Raw genomic sequence first — 21,337 nt, forward strand, 5'->3', positions numbered from 1 at the left:
GGTTTTGCACAGCGGTTGTAGCAGTATATATAGGTTAATTAATAATTAGGTGAGCTGACTCACAGTTAATGGCGGCTTTTATAGCGTACATCTTAAGTTCTTTTTTGTGGTGAAAATGAATACATTAGCAATCACACCGTTATTTGAACGGATCGTGGACGACTTAGCAACAAAGGGTTGGTCACAGCAAGCAGCTTTTACTCCTGAAGATCTGACAGCGCAACTGGCAGAAGAGTGCCGTCATCGTGCAGAAAAAGGTCAATTAGAAGCTGCTGGTATTGGGCGTGGCAATGCTAAAGCAGTTAATACGGGGATTCGTGGCGATAAAATACAGTGGTTAGAGCAGGGGCAAAATACCGCAGTTGATCGTTATTTGGAGCTGATGGAGCAGTTACGAGCTGCACTTAATCGAACTTTGTTTTTAGGCTTAGATGAGTTGGAATGCCACTTTGCTTTATATTCACCAGGTGCTTTTTATAAGAAGCATGTGGATCGTTTTCGTGATGATGATCGCCGTATAGTAACTTGTATCGCGTACTTAAATGACAACTGGTTACCAGAGGATGGTGGTGAATTACGTATTTATTTAGAGCATGAGCACGTGCATGAAGTACCACCACAGGCGGGGACATTAGTAGTGTTTATGTCTGCGGATTTAGCCCACGAGGTATTGCCTGTGCAGCGCGAGCGTTTATCGATTACAGGCTGGTTTTTGCGGCGGGCATAATAAAACGAAACTGAATAGACAGGTCTCGTTTAAGTGGTGTTCTAAAATTACGCTAGTGGTAGGTTAGGCAGTAAAAAGGGAAGCTATAATAGCTCCCCTTTTTTTGGCGCAATCTATAGCACTTAGTACAGAATACGGCAGCGCATCGTGCCTTCAACTTCTTGTAGCTTTCCTAACGCAAGTTCAGAATGCTCTGCGTCAATATCGATGACAACATAGCCTACGGCTTCGTCAGTGCGTAAGAACTGACCAGAAACGTTAATTTTGTTGTCAGCAAATACTTTGTTAATCGCGCCCATAACACCTGGGATATTCTGGTGAATATGCAGGATACGATGCTTGCCTGGGTGAGAAGGCAGTGACATCTCGGGGAAATTCACAGACGATACAGAGGTACCATTATCGCTGTACTTAACCAGTTTTTCAGCAACTTCTAGACCAATATTGGCTTGTGCTTCTTGAGTTGAACCACCAATGTGTGGGGTTAAGATCACATTGTCAAAACCACGCAGTGGGCTTTCAAACTCTTCACCGTTAGCACGAGGCTCAACTGGGAAAACATCAATAGCAGCACCACCTAAGTGGCCGTCTTTGATTGCTTCAGCTAAGGCTTCGATCACAACGACCGTACCACGCGCAGCGTTCATCAAAATACTGCCTTTTTTCATGGTGCGAATTTCTTTTTCACCAATCATCCAAGCTGTAGATGGCAGCTCAGGAACGTGCAGGGAAACAATGTCAGACATTGCTAACAGTTCGTCTAAAGTAGCGACTTGAGTTGCATTGCCCAGTGGTAGTTTGGCGATTACGTCGTAGTAGTACACGTCCATACCTAAGGCTTCAGCTAATACGGACAGCTGGGTACCGATAGAGCCGTAACCGATGATACCGAGTTTTTTACCGCGAACTTCATAAGAGCCGGTAGCACTTTTCATCCAACCACCACGGTGGCAAGCAGCGTTACGCTGTGGAATACCACGCATCAGCATAATTGCTTGGGCTAAGACCAACTCAGCGACTGAGCGGGTGTTAGAGTAAGGTGCGTTAAACACTGCAATACCACGCTCACGAGCGGCATTGAGGTCGACTTGGTTTGTACCAATACAGAAGCAACCTACTGCAACCAATTTTTTAGCGCACTCAAAAACGTCCTCGGTGAGTTGGGTGCGGGAGCGGATACCTACAAAGTGGGCATCGGCGATTTTTTCTTTTAATTCTGCTTCTGGTAATGCACCGGTAATATACTCAATGTTGGTATATCCAGCGGCATTGAGTGTATCAATTGCGTTCTGATGAACACCTTCAAGAAGAAGAAAACGAATTTTGCTTTTATCAAGCGATGTTTTACTCATCTGCGTAGACCTGTTGTCCTAATGTGAATGGCAAGTTGACGGACAGTGAGAACTGACCGGAACGGCAAAATAAAAAAAGCCGGCCCGGGAATCGGCGTGAGGCGCGACTAGCGGGGTGTCCATGCTACCATAAGCAGCAGAAAAAATAGCCAGCCTTATGACGTGAAGAGTCTTCAGGCAGATCATGAACAGTTTGAGAGTGTACAAAATGACCGATCTCGCTCTAATTGAAGCGCTTAAAACCCTTGTTGATGCAGGTAAAGTACTTACTGACGCGGATGCCTTAGACGCATACGGTAAAGATTGGACCAAGCATTTTGCTCCAGCGCCCTTAGCGATTGTATTTCCTAAAAGCATTGAGCAAGTACAAGCAATTGTGCGTTGGGCCAATCAGCATCAAGTGGCGTTGGTACCTTCCGGAGGGCGAACGGGGTTGTCTGCAGGGGCGGTTGCAGCCAATGGTGAAGTGGTCGTGTCGTTCGATAATATGAATAAAATTTTGGCCTTTAATGAGGTTGATCGCACGGTAGTTTGTCAGCCAGGTGTCGTGACTCAACAGTTGCAAGAGTTTGCAGAAGATAAAGGGTTGTACTATCCGGTGGACTTTGCTTCGGCAGGGTCGAGTCAAATTGGCGGTAATATTGGTACCAACGCAGGTGGTATTAAAGTGATCCGTTATGGCATGACGCGTAACTGGGTAGCTGGAATGAAAGTCGTTACCGGTAAAGGTGACGTACTTGAGCTTAATAAAGATTTGATTAAAAACGCTACAGGCTACGATTTACGTCAGCTCTTTATTGGTGCCGAAGGTACTTTAGGTTTTGTTGTTGAAGCAACAATGCGTTTAGATCGCGCTCCTAAGAATCTTACCGCACTCGTTTTAGGTGCACCTGATTTTGAATCGATCATGCCGGTCTTGCATGCCTTTCAGAACAGTTTAGATTTGACTGCCTTTGAGTTTTTTTCCGACAAAGCTTTAGCAAAAGTATTGGCGCGTGGTGATGTGCCGGCTCCTTTTGTAACAGAGTGTCCGTTCTATGCTTTACTTGAATTTGAAGCGATCAATGATGAAGTGGCTGAGCAAGCTCTGAATACTTTTGAGCACTGTGTTGAACAGGGTTGGGTATTAGATGGCGTTATGAGCCAAAGTGAGCAGCAGTTAGAAAATCTGTGGAAGTTGCGTGAATATATTTCTGAAACCATTGCACATTGGACACCTTATAAAAATGATATTTCGGTAACCGTTGGTCAGGTTCCAGCATTTTTACGTGATATTGACGAAATTGTTGAGAAAAACTACCCCGATTTTGAAGTGGTGTGGTTTGGTCATATCGGTGACGGTAACTTGCACTTAAATATCCTGAAACCCGATCATCTGGATAAAGATGAGTTTTTTGCACAGTGCGCTGTGGTAAATCAGTGGGTGTTTGAAACGGTACAAAAATACAACGGTTCAATTTCTGCGGAGCATGGTGTGGGTATGACTAAGCGTGATTACTTGCATTACAGCCGTTCAGCTGAAGAAGTGGCTTATATGCAAGCAATTAAAGCGGTGTTCGATCCAAATGGCATTATGAACCCAGGTAAAATTTTCCCAGTTTAAGTTTTGTTTCCGGTTAATTTTGGTAGCCAGTTATTTTTAGATTTTGAAGGTTTTCTATGAGTTATCAACACCAGTACACTGATGGTACGCGTATTCATTTTCCTGCGGGTAAAGTGGTATGTGTAGGGCGTAACTATGCTGCTCACGCAAAAGAGTTGAATAATCCTATTCCTAACGAACCATTATTGTTTATTAAGCCCGGTAGTAGTGTGGTATCTGCGGAAGGGGGATTCCATATTCCTCATGATCGAGGTGCTGTGCACTATGAAGTTGAGATTGCGGTATTGATTGGTAAGCCTTTATCGCGTCAACCGAATGAAGACGAGGTGTTAGAGGCAATTTCAGGCTTTGCTCCAGCGCTAGATCTTACGTTGCGTGATGTGCAAGATAAATTAAAAAAGAAAGGCTGGCCATGGGAAGTGGCAAAATCCTTTGACGGGGCTTGTGTACTTGCACCTTTCGTTTCAAGGTTTACGGTGCCAGATACTACTGATATTGATGTGCGTTTAACTATTAATGGTGAAGTGCGTCAAGACAGTAATAGTGCAGAAATGTTGTATCCTATTATTCCATTGATACAGCATATTGCAGGCCAGTTTTCATTACTACCTGGAGATGTGATTTTAACTGGGACACCAGCAGGAGTGGGGCCATTGCAAGAAGGGGATGAGTTGTTCATGGAGTTGCCGGGGCATACGCAATTGAAAACCTTTGTGATTAAGCGTAACTAACTGTGCCTGAACTGCCAGAAGTTGAAACCACACGTCGTGGTATTGCTCCGCACCTCATTGGGCAGCGGGTTGTGCGAGTAGTGGTGCGCAATCCACGGTTACGTTGGCCAATCCCAGCAGATTTAGACGTACGTTTATCTGGACAGAAAATCGTCAGTGTGGAGCGTCGAGCTAAATATCTGCTGATTGGTGCAGAAGTGGGGACTTTAATTGGTCATTTGGGGATGTCGGGGAGCCTGAGAATGGTTGAAATGGGTACTCCGGTGGAAAAGCACGACCATATGGACATTGAGCTAGAGTCGGGATTAGTCCTGCGTTATACCGACCCCCGTCGTTTTGGCGCCATGCTATGGAGTAGCGAGCCGCCCTTACAGCATAAATTACTGCAAAAATTAGGGCCCGAGCCGTTATCTGAGGCTTTTTCTGAGGACCACCTTTACGAGCGCTCCCGTGGTCGTAGTATGTCGATAAAGCCGTTCATTATGGATAATGCGATAGTGGTTGGCGTAGGTAATATTTACGCTACCGAAGCCTTATTTGCTGCCGGTATTGATCCGCGGCGTGAGGCGGGTAGTGTTTCCAAAGCACGCTACGCTAAGCTCACCGCGGAGATTAAGCGCGTACTTGCTGTCGCTATTGAGCAGGGAGGAACCACGCTGCGTGATTTTGTCGGTGGTGACGGTAAACCTGGTTACTTCCAGCAAAAGCTTTTTGTTTATGGTCGTGCCGGACAACCTTGTTTAGTGTGTGGACGTGAATTAAGGGAAGTGAAGTTGGGGCAACGCGCAAGCGTCTTTTGTTCTCGCTGTCAAAATTAAACCTTTCTGGCTTAGTGCCGTGCGTTTAATATCTAATCCATGATCTAGACCTCGCATCTTAAGTGTGAGGCATGATCTATATAGCGGCGCTGTAAGGTTCAATGCATAGAGCTTGCTGTTTACGATGAAATTATCAAAATCGCGTAAGATCAGTTTTAGATGCTGGCTGGGGTCAATTAAAAACAATGCTGGACTATAAATGCGCTCACGCAGGCATTGTTTTTAAGGACATTGACGAGGTATACACACCCAAACCTGTTCGAGTTGTGGCAGCTTGCCCGGGTCGAGGCCGAAAGGTATCGCAGGGCTTGGAATAAGAGAATGGACGTGCAGTGGTGTGGTGTCACCCACGATCGCGATATCAACGCGGCACGGAACATTCTCGCGGCCGGACATGGTCGTCTAGCAGTAGGAATCTCCGTCCTTTAGGTCGGGGAGGATGTCAATCAAAGGTATAAAACATCCTAAACAGTATCTCTAAGTGAGATGCTGCTTTCCAAATTAACGGTCTGCGCTTTGGTGAGTGTATGGACAAGTTGAAGTCGTTGTTGCTGCCCATATTGGCTCTGTCTGTGTTAGGCGTGAGCTTTCTATACAGTTCCGGCTGGTTACAGTTGTGTGCCGGTTTGGCTTTGTTTTTATTTGGGATGCAGTGTTTAGAGGAAGGGCTGAAAGAGCTTGCTGGAGGCCGCTTGGAACAGCTTTTAGAGCGCAGCACTGCTACGCCCTTTAAAGGTTTTCTATTTGGTGTCGGTGGCACTATGGTGCTGCAGTCTACTACCTTAATGTCTTTATTGACGATTGCTTTTATCAGTACAGGTTTAATTCAGCTAGCCGGTGGTATTTCTATTTTATTAGGAACTAACTTGGGAGCGAGTGCAGGCATTTGGTTATTGGCAGCTGCCGGACAAAATTTTAGCTTAAGCCCATTGGCCTTGCCCTTGCTGGTATTTGGCGTGCTCGCTGGTTTCAATGGCCCTAAAAGTAAAGCAGCTGGACGTATTGTGCTAGGTATTGCTTTTATTTTTATGGGAATTGATGAGATTAAGGGCGGCTTTAATGCTTTTGGTAATAGCATTGATATGACTGAGCAAGTAGAGAGTGGTCTATTCAGCCAGTTGATATTTATTGCTATTGGTTTGGCTTTAACTGCTGTTTTACAGTCCAGTCATGCAACCATCATGTTAGCGTTAGCTGCATTAGCAGGAGGACAAATTGAACTTTGGCAAGCCATGGCTATCGCTATCGGTGGTAATGTGGGGAGCAGCATAACTACAGCTGTGGTCGGTTGGCTAGGTGGCAACCGTGGTGGGCAGCGTTTGGCTTTGGTTCATGTGCTGTTCAACTTTTTTACTGCGCTGGTGACTTTTGCTTTATTGAACCCGCTGACCTGGTTATCACATTGGGTGATGGGTGCTTTAGGAGCAGGTGATAACACTTTGCTGCAGCTAGCATTGTTTCAAACGTTATTTAATATTATTGGCGTAGTTTTATTTTGGCCTTGGCAGCATCATTTAGAGGCTTGGTTGTATAAGTTTTTACCGGATCGTGCAGAGCCGAGTGTGCTGATTCCAGACCTTAAAACAGGGCGGACCGCGGTTGTTGAGTTGCGTGTGCCGCAAGAAAGTCGTGCACGTTATTTAAGCGATGCTGCATTAACTTCCGTGGATACTGCTTCGCGTGCAGTGGTGCAAGAGTTACAGCACTTAGGTCGCTTGAGTTTAGAAGTAATCTGTCATGCTTTATATCAGCCGATTGAGCAGCTTTCTAATGTTAAAGTTGATGAGGCGCGTTTAAATGCACGGCCTGATGATGCAGATGGTATGGATGCTGAGGAGTTGTACCAACGGCATATTAAGGGAGTGTATTCAGATCTCCTCGGTTTTATGAGCCGCTTAGATGCGCATCTAGATGAAGAGCATCAGCAATTTTGGATGACCTGCCAAGTGGTAGCCTTACAGTTGGTAGATGCGGTGAAAGATGCTAAGCATTTGCAGAAAAATATGGGTCGTTATTTGCGGGACGACAGCTCAATAGTACACAGCCATTATTTGGACTTACGTCGGCATTTGCTCTGGGTATTACGTCAGGTGCGTGAGGTGGGGCGTTTAGACTTACCTGATGATGTGTGGCGTAGCCGCTTAGATTGGGTCGATGGGCAGTCGTCTAAGTTTGATGCAGACTTCCGACTCCGTATTTTTAGTGAGGTGCGCAGCCAAGATCTAGATAATTTGCAGGCCAGTTCCCTGATGAATGATTTAGGTTATGCTAGCCGTATTACACAAAGCTTACGTAACGTTCTGCAATTGGGCTTGGTTGGTGAAAATGAACTTTTGCGGGAAGTGCGCCGCCTAGGTGGTGACGACGATGAGTTTCCACTCATAAAAATGCATTATTCCAATTAGAGCGTCAGTGACTTAAGCTGGCACCAGATCCACGAGGGTCACTGGCAGCGGCGCTGTGGCCTGAGTCTTTTTGCCACCATAGAACTTGTTGATTGCCGTAGTTGCGGGTCAGTTCCTTAACTTCATGGCCTTGCTTTACCAAGCGCTGTTGTTGTTGCTCGGTGAGTGCGCCAGGTTCAAAACCGAGCACATCGGGGAAGTACTGATGATGAATACGTGGGCTTGCAACCCATTGTTGGGGTGCTTTGCCATTAAGAAACTCCAGCATAGCGAGCACATTCATACTGGGGATGCGACTGCCACCGGGTGTGCCAAACGCGGCAAACTCATGCGGTCCCTCCAGAAAGCTCGGACTCATGGATGACAGTGGACGCTTGCCTGCTTGAATTGAATTGACTTGGCTACCTATCAAACCATAGGCATTACTGCCTTGTACATCTGCAGCAAAGTCATCCATTTCATCATTCAGTAGCACGCCTGTTTCAGGTACAGTAAAGGCCGCACCAAACATCATATTTAATGAAAGCGTTGCTGCGACTGCGTTACCTTGTTGGTCCAGTATTGCAAAGTGGGTGGTATGGTCCCCTTCATACAGTACTGAGCCGGGGGGTAAATGGCTGCTTGGCGTAGCTTGGTCAACTTGAATACTATCGGCCATCTGTACAATGTGTTGGCGTGCTAACAGGGCATCAATGGGATTATTGATGAAGTCAGGATCACCTAAAAGACTGCGGTCACGATAAGCGCGTCGAAAGACCTCTGCAAGGTAATGTGCACGTTGTGCAGGTTTGGCTTGTTGCCAAGGTAAACGTTGTAGCATTAACAAACTTTGTGCAATGGCAATGCCACCGGCAGAGGGCGGCGGTGCGGTGATGAGTTGGCGTTGTTCGGCTAAAGGTACAATGAGTGGTTGGCGCCATTTGACTTGATATAGAGCTAAATCTTTGAGCGACCAGATGCCACCAGCATTTTGTATGTTTTGAACCAGTTTTTCGGCAAAAGGCCCCTGATAAAAACTTTTTGCGCCCTGAGCAGCCAGCAGACTTAAAGTATTGGCTAGGTCGGGTTGACGTAAAATCCAGCCTGTCTTTGGGAGCTGTTGTTGATCAAGAAAGATGCGGGCTGATTCTGGGTCTTTTTGCAGAGCTGCTAAACGCCAGCTTGCACGTTCTTGGTAGACCTTATCAATGGCAAAACCATTACGGGCCAGTGCAATGGCTGGTGCGAGGTTTTCAGCTAAAGAGAGGCGGCCATGTTTTTGGCTTAATTCATCTAGCGCTGCAGGAATACCGGGAATGGCAGCTGCGAGGGGGCCATCTAGAGATAATTTTGTGCTTACTACACCATTTATTCGGTAAAGGTTTGCATGTGCCGCTAAGGGTGCGCGCTCGCGTGCATCGAGAAATTGGTAGTTTGTTTTCTTGCCAGCATGACGGAGTAAGTAAAATCCGCCGCCACCGAGACCAGAGCCATAAGGTTCAACTACGGCTAATGCTGCAGTAACTGCAATGGCTGCATCAGTAGCGTTACCGCCTTGCTTAAGGATTTCAATACCGGCTGCGCTGGCTAAAGGATGAGCACTACTGACATAGGCTTGTTTAGGAGGCTGTGCAGCTGTAGCTGTAACCGACCATAGCAAAAGCACATGCAGTGCAATTGTTGATAACCAGCGCATTGTATAATTAAGCCTGCCCAGTAATGATTTTGTATTTTTCCATCAGTTCTTCTTGGCTTTCCACATTATTTGGATCCAATGGAATACAGTCAACCGGGCATACTTGCTGACATTGTGGTTCGTCATAATGACCAACACATTCAGTGCAGAGGTTCGGATCAATTTCATAGATTTCCTCACCTTGTGAAATAGCACTGTTGGGGCATTCTGGTTCACAGACGTCACAGTTAATGCAGTCATCCGTAATGATTAATGACATGGAGCAACTCCTATAAGAGTAGTGATGGCACAGAGTGTGCCGCAATCTAAGTCAGCACCAAGCATGAGGGATCATGCTTGGCATAAATCATTTTTTATAGCGTTCTGCCAGAGCACGGGATACAACAGGGTGGACGAACTCAGAAATATCACCGTTGAGTGCAGCAATTTCACGCACTAAAGTGGACGAAATAAATGAGTACTTCTCTGACGGGGTAAGGAATAAACTTTCCACATCGGGTGCTAACTTACGGTTCATGTTAGCGAGTTGGAATTCATACTCAAAGTCTGACACTGCGCGTAAACCACGCATTAAAATGTTGGCATTAACTTCTTTTACAAAGTGAGCTAACAAGTTATCAAAACCGATCACTTCTACATTGGGTAAGTGAGCGGTTACTTCTTGAGCTAAAATGACACGTTGTTCCAACTCAAAAAGTGGTTTTTTCTTCGGGCTAGCAGCAACAGCGACAATCACATGATCAAAAATACGCGCAGCACGCTCAATGAGATCGCTGTGGCCGCGAGTGATTGGGTCGAAGGTTCCCGGGTACAAAACACGGTTCATTGCGACGTCCTTTAAAGCGTTAGAAAAGTGTTGCAATCTTAACGCAGCAACACGTGGAGCGCAAAAAGGATTACTGAATCGTGGAGTATCTTAAGGAAATCACTACAGGCTTGTAAGATTACACCGTACTTATTTCATCATGTGAAAGGCAAGATCAAAAGCGCATTCATCCCACCACCTAAAAGATGGGGGAATTTTGCTAGCAATTGTTAAAATTGTAAAGCTAGTCCCCAGCTCCTCAGTTACGACGAGCTGGGGGCTCTAATTAGGCTTCAGCCTCTTCAGGAGCAACAATCACATCAGTGTAGTTTTCTGGTTCAATCAGTGCACGGTGCAGAGCAATAATGGCTGCATCATAATCACTTTCTTGAACAGTAATTTGCATTTCCACCTGACGAATGGTTTGTTGTAGTGCTTGTACGCTGATACCAGCATCCGCTAGGGCTGTTGCAGTTTTAGCCAGAATTCCTCCAACTTTCATATTGGAGCCGATAGCTGACACAATCGCAACGTTATGTACTGTGACTTCAGCGCTAGAGTAATATTCTTCAATCAAGCGTGCGGCACGGTTAATAATTTTGCGTGAACCAGCGCAGTAATAAGTAATGCTGTTAGCATCACGGGATTTATTCACTACATACAGTCTGAGCTGTTTGATAATGTTGGTGATTTCAGTGTCATAACTTAAATCACCAAGCATTTCTTGGTCAAACACTTCAATGCCGAACACATCTTTGCGTCCAGCAATGATTTCTACACGGGGAGTGGTACTGGCGTAGTCTTGACTAATTAAGGTACCAGCATCTTCCGGCTCAAAAGCATTTTTAATACGTAGTTCCACGCCGGCACGGCGTAAGGTTTTACCTGCACGAGGGTGAATTGCTTCCATGCCTAAGTTTGATAGTTGATCTGCTACATCGTAGTTCGTCATGCCGATGGTAACGACTTTGTCTGCACCTACTAGGTTTGGATCCGCTGTACTCAAGTGGAATTCTTTGTGAATAATGGCTTCTTTAGCCCCTGTAGCAGCAGCGATTTGTGCAAAAGTGATCTCTGTATAACCGCGATCAAAGGTGTTCATGAGACCTTCAGTGCAGTGAGTATAGCCCGGTGCAATAACCATCTCTTTGCTGAAATCGATGTCCTTGAAATGATGTTCGATCATCTTTTCAAAGGGCATAGGTTCAGACGCTTCCCAACCAGTTAAATCGGCAAAGCGTGCATTAATGCCTTCTAACTTAAGGGCTAAGGCGGTATTAAAGGCACTGTGCGCCTCACCTAAAGAAGCCAGCATTTCGCGGACTTTCATGAGGTGTTCGGCCAGTTGGAAATGGCCAAAGTGACACAGTTGATGCAGGCTGTGCATTACTTCTGTGCAGTCTGCGATACGAGTATTAATAAATTGGTTGGCTTGCTCTAAAGCATGAGTGTTGTGTGCGAAGATCTCTTGGTTTTTCGTCAACATTGCTTCGCGCACTTGCTCTAAAGGCTCTTGCCAAGCTTTTTCACCGCTGGCTTCAGCAAAACGTTGATAAACCCCTGGTTCACCGGTTTTCTTGTGCTCTAACAGCTGGTTAGTCATGCCGCTATAGGCTGACACTACGAAAATACGTTGATAAAGACCATGTTTGGGGTGTTTAGCTAAGAAAATATTATCTAACAGGTCTTTGAAGCAGCTCATTGAAGTGCCGCCAATTTTTTCTACGGTATGCATGAATGTGCGTCCGTTCTAAATTAAGTGAGTCATTTGAGGTGAGTCATACGCAGGATGCGTAGCTCATAGCCTTGTGTATCGCCACCAAGCGTGTAAGTGGCAAGGATACTTGAAGTGTAATAAAGCGGTACCAGAATAACTAGCACCGCTTGAATTTTTCACGCTGAACCACTTAATGGGGGTTAAAGTGGGTACACACCATTTTCATCATGGACTTCTTTACCATTGAGTGGTGGGTTAAACACGCAAGCCATTTTCATGTCCTCGCTACCGCCGCGCAATAAATGCTCATCGTGTTTATCGAGAATATAAAGTGTGCCGGGTTCGATTTTGTAAACTTTACCGTCAGCTAAGGTTTCAATCTCACCGTTGCCGCTCATGCAGTACACTGACTCTAAGTGGTTTTGGTACCAAATGTGAGTTTCAGTGTTGGCATAAATAGTAGTGATATGGAATGAAAAACCCATATTGTCATCTTTCAGTAGCATGCGTGTGCTTTCCCAGTTTTCTGAGACAACACGGCGTTCGCTGTTTTCTGCTTCTTTTAGGGTACGTACAATCATTGGTAAAACTCCTGTAAGCGCAACGTCTGAGCTATTACAGACGCTACGCAAAATAAGGTTAAAAACGCGTTAGTGAAATTATTGAGCAGCAAGTACTGCATCAAAAGCGTTGTCTAAAATATCCATGGCAGTATGAATTTGCTCATGGGTGATGGTCAGTGGGCAAAGGCATTTGACGACTTCGCTGTGGGCGCCACTGGTCTCAATTACTAAGCCATTATTAAAGGCGTGCTCACAGATATCAGCTGCGATGTCACCATTTGGGCAGCTGATACCAATCATCATGCCGCGGCCTTTAAAGAATAGGCCATGCTGGCTATGACGTTTGGTGATTTGCTGCATGCGTTCAGCAATGATGTCGCCTTTTTCGCGTACAGTTTTTGAAAAACTATCATCTTGCCAAAACTCTTCTAGTGCAGCTGCGGCAGTCACGAATGCATGGTTGTTACCACGGAAGGTGCCATTGTGCTCGCCAGGGGTCCATTCATCCCATTTGCCGCGTAATAAAACCACTGCGAATGGCAGACCAAAACCACTGATGGATTTGGATAGGGTGATCATATCTGGCTTGATGCCCATTTCTTCAAAACTGAAGAAGGTGCCTGTACGGCCACAACCTGCTTGAATGTCGTCAACAATGAGTAGCATGTCATGTTTGCGGCACAGGCGTTCTAGGTTGCGTACCCAGTCGGCTGTTGCAGCGTTTAAACCACCTTCACCTTGGACGATTTCCACAATAACTGCAGCGGGTTTATCAATACCGCTGCTTGGATCGGTGAGCATTTTATCCATCATTTCGATGGTATTGATGTCTTTACCGAAGTAGTTGTCATAAGGCATACGGCTGACGTCAGATAATGCAACGCCTGCCGCACCACGGTGGTGCTGGTTACCCGTGACAGCTAAAGCGCCAATGGTGCAACCATGAAAACCGTTGGTGAAGCTGATCACATTATTACGGCCTTTGACTTTACGTGCTAATTTTAGCGCAGCTTCAACAGCATTCGTTCCTGTTGGACCTGTAAACTGCACGAGGTAATCTTGCATATTACGCGGCGATAGAATCAGGCGATTGAATGTATCTAAAAAAGTTTCTTTGGCATCGGTATACATATCGAGACCGTGGGCTAAGCCATCGTTCTGGATATATTCAATCAATGCTTTTTTGAGTACCGGGTGGTTGTGGCCGTAGTTCAAAGTGCCTGCACCGGCTAAAAAATCAATGTAGCGTTTACCATCTTTGGTAATCAGCTCAGCACCCTGTGCTTGTTGGAACATTACTGGGAATGAGCGGCAATAACTTCTTACGCCAGATTCGTTTTTTTCGAAATTCTGTTCGAAGAGTTTCATGTCTAATCCTGTAGTTTTTTACTTATTGGAATCGTGGGGCAATGGGCCCGCGCGGTACAACACTTCGTCTTCACTTTGCCCAGCAAAATGCTTTTGGCTCGAGAACAAAACAGAAGTGTTATGAGGGATTCCTAATTGATTAAAGGCTTTTAAAAATAAAGCCTGAGAGGCGGCGTTACCTGGAGTAATAGTGGTTTCAATAAACCGAACGCCTTGAGCGGCAACCCGTTCAACTAGGGTTAACAACATGCGCAGTGCCAAACCTTGACCCCGCATACTGCTGTCAACAGCAACTTGCCATACAAAAAGGGTATCTGGACGAGCTGGTGGTCGATAACCGGAAATGAAACCAACAAGGTCTCCGTCGGTATTTTCCGCAGCAATAGCAGTATCTGCAAAATCAGTGCACTGAAGTAAGTTGCAGTACACCGAGTTGGTGTCCAGGGGCTGGCAGCGTGCTACCAGTTGATTTAGGGAGTGGCCGTCACCGTCTGTTGGTTGACGGAATTTGACGGTAGCTGAACTCAAAATAAATCCTTGTGGTTATTAGTTAAGCCAATAAAGAGTAGGCAGCTTAAAAAATAATAACAACCGCGAATTTTGCAAAAAAAATGAATTTAGAGGTGAAAAAGGCTGTTTTTTGTACAACAAGAATTGCCGTTTCGTCGAGCTATAGCGGTACGAAACGGCAATTTATAAAGTGGAAAAAGAGGGGTCTGAAAAAAATTAAATTATTTTTATTTTTTTTGTAAAAATAGGTTTTTTTAGAGAAAAATCGCAAAAAAATGGATTTATAAAACCACTTTAATTGTTAAAATCGCGAAAAAATGATCTATTTTTACCACTTTTTAGTTTTTATCTGACCAACCAGGAACACCTTGACGGATGATTTTTGAGTAGTTTTCATTCAGTGGTGCATGTTTTGAACGCTCGGTAATGCGACCAGCGTTGCGTAGTTGGGTTAAATCAAATCCAGAGGTAAGGCCGTCGAGCTCTTTAATATAGCTGGGCAAATAACCAGTGAGTAACAAGCGTGAGTCCAAAGGTAGGCCGCCGCTAATATGTTGCATCATGCTGAACACCATAGTGGTGCAGTTGGCAGTGACAGTATTGTAAAAGCGTGGTTGTTCAATCAGCTGATTAGCTTGATCAATATAGGATAGAAATAAAGCACGACGAATATCAACTGGCATATCGATGCGGTAGAGGAAAGTATCTTCACCACGCACGTTAGGACGAACGGCGACTGCATCACGCTCGTCAGTCGCTAAGATACTGAGTTCATATTGTTTAAAAAAGCCAGCAATCTCAGAGAATTTTTGACCTTTCTTTTTACGGATCTCGACTGAAAATGTAACAAATTGACCATCATTAAAGCCAAATGAGACTAGAACGTGAGCAATTGCATCCATACCCCAATGCGAGGTTAGCATGTCCACTGATTGCAGTTGACTGAGGTCATATTGGCGCGTTTCCCAACGAGGGGTGTATTGGGTTTCAGAGTGCCAATCAAAGTTACGTACATTGAACAGTGTGACTAAATCACCTTCAACCTTACCTGAGGTCATTTGGGCTACATCATCTTCCCATATACGTTCATTAGAGGGCGTTAAGGTGTTCCACCAGAGGAGCAAAGTACAATGTAGGGCAAGATAGATTAAACAACCTTGCCAACGGCTGTAGCGCCATAGGTGAGTGAGAGCAAAGAGCGATAAAGCGGCCCAAGCTAACAAAACTCCGGCTAACCAAGGCATGTTCATTGGTATTTGATAAAACAAGGCGATGCCACCCCAAGTGGCTGCGAGCAGTATGATCAGTGATAGCAATATATTGAGGCTGGCTGATAAAGCCGGATGCAGTTTATTCGACATAAGAAAAACCATTTGTTTGTTTTAAATGGGCATGCAGAATACGGCGTACTTCAACAATAGCGGGCGGCGTTTCTTGTACGCTATGCCATGAGTGAATGACTTTTTCTGATACCGCGCCTGATAAGTGTGCACTTTTGTAAGGTACAACGCCGTCGCTGGATTCTTCGAGTGCTAGATCCGGAGTGTCATTACCAATAATTGAATGGTAAGGCACATGTGCAGCAATGGGTAGGTCGGCGGCAAGTCGGACAAAAGGGTCTTGATCGCTGAGATTGGAGATACTGTTAAATGGTCGTGTCAGTGCTGCCGCATTGGCTGAGCTCGGATCCACTAATAATTGGGCAATTTCGGTGACGCGTCCGAGCATCGAAACAGGTAGCTTAATGATGCTAGCAAACCAACGTGAAAAGTGATTTTCAGCAAAAGGTGTGCCGCGGTGTGGTGCAGCAATAAAGATGGCTCGACTGACCTCAGGCATGGGTTCAAACCAAGCAAAGTCTTTGAGTTTTTTTTGCACTTCTTTTTTACGTGCACCTTTTAAATCATAAGCGGCTACGATCGGGTCCCAAAAACGATCACCGGACTCGGAAATCAGTAAGCGCGCCAAAACCCCGCCCATGCTATGACCAATTAAAACGACATCTTCTGAGGCGCGGTGTGTACCTTCTGGATCAAAAGCTTTTAAGGTCTGTTCTATGGCTTTGCGGATACTGTTTTGATTAAAAGCTAAAGGGGCATTGGTTGGGTAATATACCTGCCACACTTGAAAGTTTTTGCGTAAAGTTTCGTCACCTAAGACTTCATTAGCTACATTAATCCAAGCTTCTGGGCTGCTGGCTAAACCATGTAACATGATGATAACGCGGCGCTTAGGGTCATACGGCTGCATTAAATATACGCGTGGTTTTTCTAATACTTCACCTCGGCCAACTAAGGTCATGAGTGACTGTCGGGCGAAGCCTGAACGAGCTAACCATAAACCATAACCTGAAGTGAAATTGGCCGCTAAAGGTACCTGAGAGCCAGCTAAGCGCACGCTATTCCGGCGGTAAGGGTCAAACCCTAGCAGTTCAACCTGTTGGGTGTTCAGTACTTCCTCTAAGGTGTCACCTGGAAAGCGTAAAATAGCTGTAATAGCTGGGAAAGGGGTTTCACTGAAAGAGGCTTCACGGCTGTGTTTACTTACTACACGCTTGGCAGTCACCGCAACGAGCTCAGCTCCAATACCGTCGCGGCGGTATTGATTGCGCAAGCCTTTAAAGGTCAGCGAAGAGGCTGGAATGAGTTGTTCGGGAATGCGTTGGTGTGCTGCTAAGCGTACTTCATTAAGCTGTCCGGTAATCTTCCATTGGTTCGCTGTAACACTAAATTCACCATTGTCATCAATGCTATCGAGTAAGCTATCATGATGGTGGTTAAAGGTGCGTGTTACCATTTGTTGGACAGCAAAATTGTAGTAATCCCGCACTTGAGTTTGGCGATCTTCTAAAGCGCGTTGGCTTGGTGAGCGAGGAGTTAGGAACAAATAAGCATAAGAGTGGCGCGCACTTTCTAAATAGGCATTGAGAACATCTTCCGCCAAAATGCCTTCATTAATCTTTTGATCCATGGATAAAGCTTCTTGTAGCCAGAGTTCAGCCAATGCAGACACTCGCTGTTCATCATCCAAACCAATGTTTTCAGCTAAATTGAGTCGGCATTGTGCCGCTGCGTTGCGGCATTGCTTTTCATCAATACCAGCTACTTGTAAAGCAACACCAACGGCTGAGCTCATTTCGCCCGTGGTTAAAATATCGCCGCGCCGCTGAGACATATAATCAGTGGTGCTTACAGATACGGTTTTAACTCCCGCACAACCGCTCAATACAATCAGACTAAGTAGAGCGAGCCAGGTAGTGCGATAGAAATACAAGTTAAACAAGATGTTGCCTATGAAAGTGGTAAATGCGGAGAGTTTAATGGGAACAGTTTGTGTTCACTGAGAGCTAGTTTGACGCTTATTCAATCTTAAGGCTATGGATTTATTGCAATTTTTAACGGTACTCTATGGTCATAAAAAGCCTGTATTGTCTGTTTAAGTTGTATTTCGCTTGGAGTGGAGAATGATTATGCGGAATTCGATCCCGAGTGAGTTGATTGGCGCCTTGAAAGAGGCACAGGAGGTGTTAGTTTTTACTGGAGCAGGAGTCTCTGCGGAAAGTGGGGTAAGCACTTTTCGTGACGCACTGACTGGCTTATGGGCACGGTTTGATCCCGTGCAATTGGCTACACCAGAAGCATTTTTGGCTGACCCAGCTTTAGTGTGGGGCTGGTATGAGTGGCGGCGTCAGTTATTATTAAGGGCTGAACCGAACCCAGCACATCGAGCCATTGTTGAAATGGCAAAAAAGGTGCCACAGCTGACCGTAGTGACACAAAATGTCGATGATTTACATGAGCGTGCGGGTAGCCAAGATGTACTGCATTTACATGGTAGTATTTTTAATCCACGCTGTTTTGACTGTGCCCAGCCCTATGTTTTACAGCAGCCACCCATGTTGGCGCAAGAACAAGCGGTAGCACCACCGCGTTGCAACCATTGTCAGGGGCTAATTCGTCCAGGCGTGGTTTGGTTTGGTGAGAGTTTACCGCAAGAGCCCATGGTGGCTGCTTTTGCGGCGGCAGAAGGCTGCGATGTGCTGCTCTCGATTGGTACTTCTGGAGTGGTGCAACCTGCGGCAAAAATACCCTCTATTGCTTTGTGCAGCGGTGCTTGGGTGGTACACATTAACCCTGATCCGGTTCCCAGTAGACACCCGCGAGAGCTGAGCTTGGCTGGTACAGCAGGGCAGATTTTACCAGCGTTGTTAGCCAGTTATTGACATTGCATTGAGCGATGACTTAAGCGGTCCCGGAGGGTTAATGTGTGTGCTGTTTAGTTGATACCGCCAAAATTGATGTACTTTACTTCTAAGTATTCATCCAGGCCATATTTAGAACCTTCACGACCTAATCCCGAAGCTTTAATTCCTCCAAAAGGGGCTACTTCATTGGAGATTAAGCCTGTATTGACTCCAACCATGCCATACTCTAAAGCTTCAGAGAGTCGGAAGCAGCGACCGATATCACGGCTATAAAAGTAAGCGGCCAAGCCAAACTCGGTGTGATTGGCAAGATGAATGACTTCTTGCTCATCGTTAAAGCGAATCAATGCTGCAACAGGGCCAAAGGTTTCTTCGCGAGTCAGTAAGGCATCTTGGGGAACTTCGGTGAGGATCGCCGGTTGGATAAAGGTTCCTTCAAGGACTTGCCCACCATGGTGTAAGGTTGCTCCGCGGGTGACGGCATCAGTAATGTGTGCTTGAGTTTTTTCTACTGCAGCCTGATCGATGAGAGGCCCTATGTTCACGCCATCTTCAACTCCATTCCCGATGCGTAATTGTTCAACCGCCTTGGTGAAGCCTTGGGTAAATTGTTCGTAGATTGCATCCTGTATATAAAAACGATTGACGCACACACAGGTTTGTCCAGCATTACGATATTTGGCTGCTATGGCGCCCGTGATGGCAGCATCAATATCGGCATCATCGAACACAATGAAGGGGGCATTACCCCCGAGCTCTAAGGAAACTTTCTTAATATCATCAGCACATTGACGTAATAAAGTGCGCCCTACTTCGGTAGATCCCGTAAAAGACAGCTTACGAATCAGTGGGCTGCGAGTAAAAGCATCGCCTATAGCGCTGGCGCTGCCTGTTACAACAGACAATACGCCATCTGGAACGCCAGCACGTTGTGCCAAAACCATTAAAGCTAAAGCGCTAAAAGGTGTAGCTGAAGCGGGTTTTATCACCATGGTACAACCTGCTGCCAGGGCTGCACCTGCTTTGCGGGTGATCATTGCGGCGGGAAAGTTCCAAGGCGTAATGGCAGCACATACACCAACAGGTTGTTTAATGACCATTAAGCGCGACTGACTTGAAGGGCTTGGAATCGTATCACCATAGGCACGTTTACCTTCTTCAGCAAACCATTCTAAAAATGAGGCAGCATAGGCAATTTCACTACGAGCTTCTGCTAAGGGTTTACCTTGTTCGAGGGTCATAATTAAAGCCAGATCATCTTGGTTTTCGAGCATCAATTCAAACCAACGTCGTAAAATCTGCGCTCGAGCAGCAGCCGTTTTGCTTCTCCACTCAGTCAGAGCTGCGTGCGCAGCGGTAATCGCACGCTGGGTTTCCGTTGCACCCATTCGCGGTACTGTACCTAAAAGCTTGGCATTAGCAGGGTTATGCACAGCTATTGTTTGTTCAGAATCTGCAGCACACCAGTTACCAGCAATAAATGCATGTTGGCGAAAAAGATGGGGGTCGCGTAATCGCATAGAAGCCTCCGCAATAAGGATGGACAGCAGCCAGCCAGGAAGTCTAAGCGGCTGTTGATGAATGTGTTTATTAAGTGACCACTGAGCTGTAAATACAAGCTGCCTTTAGTGTGTTAGGTAGGTTACCGTGCAATACGTAGTTGAAGTCAATATTTGGACTGATACTTGGCGAGCTTGCGAACTAAATCATGTTGCATGACTCTGTATTGTGTAAAAATAACGTGGAAGCACGTAGTAAGCGTGTTGTCTTTTTCCGTACGGGTTATTCGCAGCAATGGCAGAACAGTACAGGTGCTCCTTGGTTTTTTTTAAATGGCTCTTAAGCTTAGTTTTGGGCATGTTGCTGTTGTTTGTGGGTTTAGTGACATATGTTTGGTATCACGCACAAGAACGGGCAGTGGAGCCGGCGCCGGCAGTCATTGTGCTTGGAGCCGCTGCTTGGGGGAACAAACCTTCACCGGTATTTAAAGAGCGCATTGCTCATGCAGTCTACCTGTATGAGGCAGGCTTGGCGCAAAAGCTTATTTTTACTGGTGGTGCATTACGCGACGATGTGCCCAGTGAAGGAAAAGTTGGTGCACGTTGGGCAATTAAACAAGGTGTTGCACCTCAAGCCATAGCCTATGAAAGCACCTCGCGGGATACGTGGCATAATTTAAAAAATGCTAAAGTGATTTTGCAGGAGGAAGGCATTGATTCAGTTATTTTGGTGAGTGATTATTTCCATTTAGCACGCGCAGGAATCATGGCTCGTGATCTTGACTTGCAAGTCCAGCTGTCACCGACACCCACCTCTAAATTTAATCAATTCTCTGCTCTGGAGAAGTTGATTTTATACAGTAAAGAAAGTTATTTGATTATCGGCCATCAGCTGCGCAAGTTCTTTGAGCATAACTTTTACCAGGCTGAGCTGAGCGTAGGAGAAGCGGTAGAGTAGGCTAGGTATGGGTTGCAGCATCGTAAGGATCATGAGTTTGCAAAAAGGTTGCCTAAGCTGATGTGCTGACAGTATGCAATGAGTCGTTAATTTATGAACCAAAACTCAGGGTTGTAAATACATGGGTTAAGGTTCACATCAGCGTTTTTATGCCTGAATTGAGTCTGACCCTGACAGTAAGCCTCACTTAAAATCAAACATATATTTTTTTCGATCATGGTTTTTGTGCTATCTCAAGGTACCGAGACAGCTTTATTATGATTATAAAAGGTTACTATGGACTTCCCACAGTTTCATAGACACTCAGCTGCCTCGTTGAGACGTTCTCTTTCTTCATAATCCGCCGGTGATAACTGGCCTAAATGACTATGTCTGCGACGGCGATTATAAAACACCTCGATG

Annotated in this window: 19 protein-coding genes; 8 read left to right on the forward strand and 11 right to left on the reverse strand. The window is 45.7% G+C overall.

The features are described 5' to 3' along the window. Positions 1 to 115 precede the first annotated feature (115 nt). Complete coding sequence (locus tag TOI97_RS10640) at positions 116 to 727, forward strand: 2OG-Fe(II) oxygenase (RefSeq protein ID WP_321554103.1); 612 nt, start codon at positions 116 to 118, stop codon at positions 725 to 727. Between the two features lie 122 nt (positions 728 to 849). Here the strand turns inward: TOI97_RS10640 and serA are convergent, their stop codons facing one another. Continuing rightward, positions 850 to 2,079: a phosphoglycerate dehydrogenase gene (gene serA / locus TOI97_RS10645; RefSeq protein WP_321554104.1), complete on the reverse strand. Its 1,230-nt coding sequence runs from the start codon at positions 2,077 to 2,079 to the stop codon at positions 850 to 852. A gap of 208 nt (positions 2,080 to 2,287) precedes the next feature. Here serA and TOI97_RS10650 point away from each other — a divergent pair, with 208 nt between their 5' ends. The 4 genes from TOI97_RS10650 to TOI97_RS10665 all read left to right on the forward strand — a co-directional run bounded on the left by TOI97_RS10650 (position 2,288) and on the right by TOI97_RS10665 (position 7,636). Further along, on the forward strand, positions 2,288 to 3,682 hold the full coding sequence (locus tag TOI97_RS10650; RefSeq protein ID WP_321554105.1) for an FAD-binding oxidoreductase: 1,395 nt from the start codon (positions 2,288 to 2,290) through the stop codon (positions 3,680 to 3,682). 56 nt (positions 3,683 to 3,738) lie between these two features. Continuing rightward, entirely contained in the window at positions 3,739 to 4,413 is a 675-nt protein-coding gene (locus tag TOI97_RS10655; RefSeq protein WP_321554106.1) for a fumarylacetoacetate hydrolase family protein, read from the forward strand. A gap of 2 nt (positions 4,414 to 4,415) precedes the next feature. Continuing rightward, positions 4,416 to 5,231 carry a bifunctional DNA-formamidopyrimidine glycosylase/DNA-(apurinic or apyrimidinic site) lyase gene (gene mutM, locus TOI97_RS10660; RefSeq protein ID WP_321554107.1) on the forward strand — a complete coding sequence of 272 codons (816 nt, stop codon included), beginning with the start codon at positions 4,416 to 4,418 and terminating at the stop codon, positions 5,229 to 5,231. Positions 5,232 to 5,758: 527 nt separating this feature from the next. Further along, positions 5,759 to 7,636 carry a Na/Pi cotransporter family protein gene (locus TOI97_RS10665; protein ID WP_321554108.1) on the forward strand — a complete coding sequence of 626 codons (1,878 nt, stop codon included), beginning with the start codon at positions 5,759 to 5,761 and terminating at the stop codon, positions 7,634 to 7,636. A 4-nt stretch (positions 7,637 to 7,640) separates the two neighbouring features. On the opposite strand, the gene ggt is transcribed toward TOI97_RS10665, so the two are convergent. The 9 genes from ggt to TOI97_RS10710 all read right to left on the reverse strand — a co-directional run bounded on the left by ggt (position 7,641) and on the right by TOI97_RS10710 (position 17,448). After that, a complete protein-coding gene (gene ggt / locus TOI97_RS10670; RefSeq protein ID WP_407651346.1) occupies positions 7,641 to 9,332 on the reverse strand; it encodes a gamma-glutamyltransferase in 1,692 nt (563 codons plus the stop codon). After that, on the reverse strand, positions 9,319 to 9,570 hold the full coding sequence (locus TOI97_RS10675; protein WP_321554110.1) for a YfhL family 4Fe-4S dicluster ferredoxin: 252 nt from the start codon (positions 9,568 to 9,570) through the stop codon (positions 9,319 to 9,321). Before TOI97_RS10675 ends, ggt begins: the two co-directional genes overlap by 14 nt. An 87-nt stretch (positions 9,571 to 9,657) precedes the next feature. Beyond that, the gene (gene coaD / locus TOI97_RS10680; RefSeq protein ID WP_321554111.1) at positions 9,658 to 10,137 is read right to left on the reverse strand and encodes a pantetheine-phosphate adenylyltransferase; all 480 of its coding nucleotides are present in this window, start codon (positions 10,135 to 10,137) and stop codon (positions 9,658 to 9,660) included. 265 nt (positions 10,138 to 10,402) lie between these two features. Then, on the reverse strand, positions 10,403 to 11,851 hold the full coding sequence (locus TOI97_RS10685; protein WP_321554112.1) for an aspartate kinase: 1,449 nt from the start codon (positions 11,849 to 11,851) through the stop codon (positions 10,403 to 10,405). A 182-nt stretch (positions 11,852 to 12,033) separates the two neighbouring features. After that, the gene (locus TOI97_RS10690; RefSeq protein ID WP_321554113.1) at positions 12,034 to 12,414 is read right to left on the reverse strand and encodes an ectoine synthase; all 381 of its coding nucleotides are present in this window, start codon (positions 12,412 to 12,414) and stop codon (positions 12,034 to 12,036) included. A gap of 78 nt (positions 12,415 to 12,492) precedes the next feature. After that, positions 12,493 to 13,764 carry a diaminobutyrate--2-oxoglutarate transaminase gene (gene ectB, locus TOI97_RS10695; protein ID WP_321554114.1) on the reverse strand — a complete coding sequence of 424 codons (1,272 nt, stop codon included), beginning with the start codon at positions 13,762 to 13,764 and terminating at the stop codon, positions 12,493 to 12,495. Positions 13,765 to 13,782: 18 nt separating this feature from the next. Continuing rightward, positions 13,783 to 14,292, reverse strand: coding sequence for a diaminobutyrate acetyltransferase (ectA, locus tag TOI97_RS10700; RefSeq protein WP_321554115.1), 510 nt, complete (start codon positions 14,290 to 14,292; stop codon positions 13,783 to 13,785). Positions 14,293 to 14,612: 320 nt separating this feature from the next. Next, positions 14,613 to 15,635 (reverse strand): Lnb N-terminal periplasmic domain-containing protein, encoded by a 1,023-nt coding sequence (locus TOI97_RS10705; protein WP_321554116.1) that lies wholly within the window; start codon positions 15,633 to 15,635, stop codon positions 14,613 to 14,615. Further along, complete coding sequence (locus TOI97_RS10710; RefSeq protein ID WP_321554117.1) at positions 15,625 to 17,448, reverse strand: esterase/lipase family protein; 1,824 nt, start codon at positions 17,446 to 17,448, stop codon at positions 15,625 to 15,627. Before TOI97_RS10710 ends, TOI97_RS10705 begins: the two co-directional genes overlap by 11 nt. 295 nt (positions 17,449 to 17,743) lie before the next feature. Between TOI97_RS10710 and TOI97_RS10715 the strand changes: the two genes are divergently transcribed. Beyond that, a complete protein-coding gene (locus TOI97_RS10715; protein ID WP_321554118.1) occupies positions 17,744 to 18,496 on the forward strand; it encodes an SIR2 family NAD-dependent protein deacylase in 753 nt (250 codons plus the stop codon). A 53-nt stretch (positions 18,497 to 18,549) separates the two neighbouring features. Here TOI97_RS10715 and TOI97_RS10720 read toward each other — a convergent pair whose 3' ends face one another. Next, a complete protein-coding gene (locus TOI97_RS10720; RefSeq protein WP_321554119.1) occupies positions 18,550 to 19,998 on the reverse strand; it encodes an NAD-dependent succinate-semialdehyde dehydrogenase in 1,449 nt (482 codons plus the stop codon). Between the two features lie 188 nt (positions 19,999 to 20,186). Between TOI97_RS10720 and TOI97_RS10725 the strand changes: the two genes are divergently transcribed. Continuing rightward, positions 20,187 to 20,321, forward strand: coding sequence for a hypothetical protein (locus TOI97_RS10725; RefSeq protein WP_321554120.1), 135 nt, complete (start codon positions 20,187 to 20,189; stop codon positions 20,319 to 20,321). 14 nt (positions 20,322 to 20,335) lie between these two features. Continuing rightward, positions 20,336 to 20,935: a YdcF family protein gene (locus TOI97_RS10730; RefSeq protein WP_321554121.1), complete on the forward strand. Its 600-nt coding sequence runs from the start codon at positions 20,336 to 20,338 to the stop codon at positions 20,933 to 20,935. The last annotated feature ends 402 nt before the right edge of the window (positions 20,936 to 21,337 follow it).

The sequence above is a fragment of the Denitrificimonas halotolerans genome (assembly GCF_034259425.1).
Taxonomy (GTDB): Bacteria; Pseudomonadota; Gammaproteobacteria; order Pseudomonadales; family Pseudomonadaceae; genus Denitrificimonas; species Denitrificimonas halotolerans.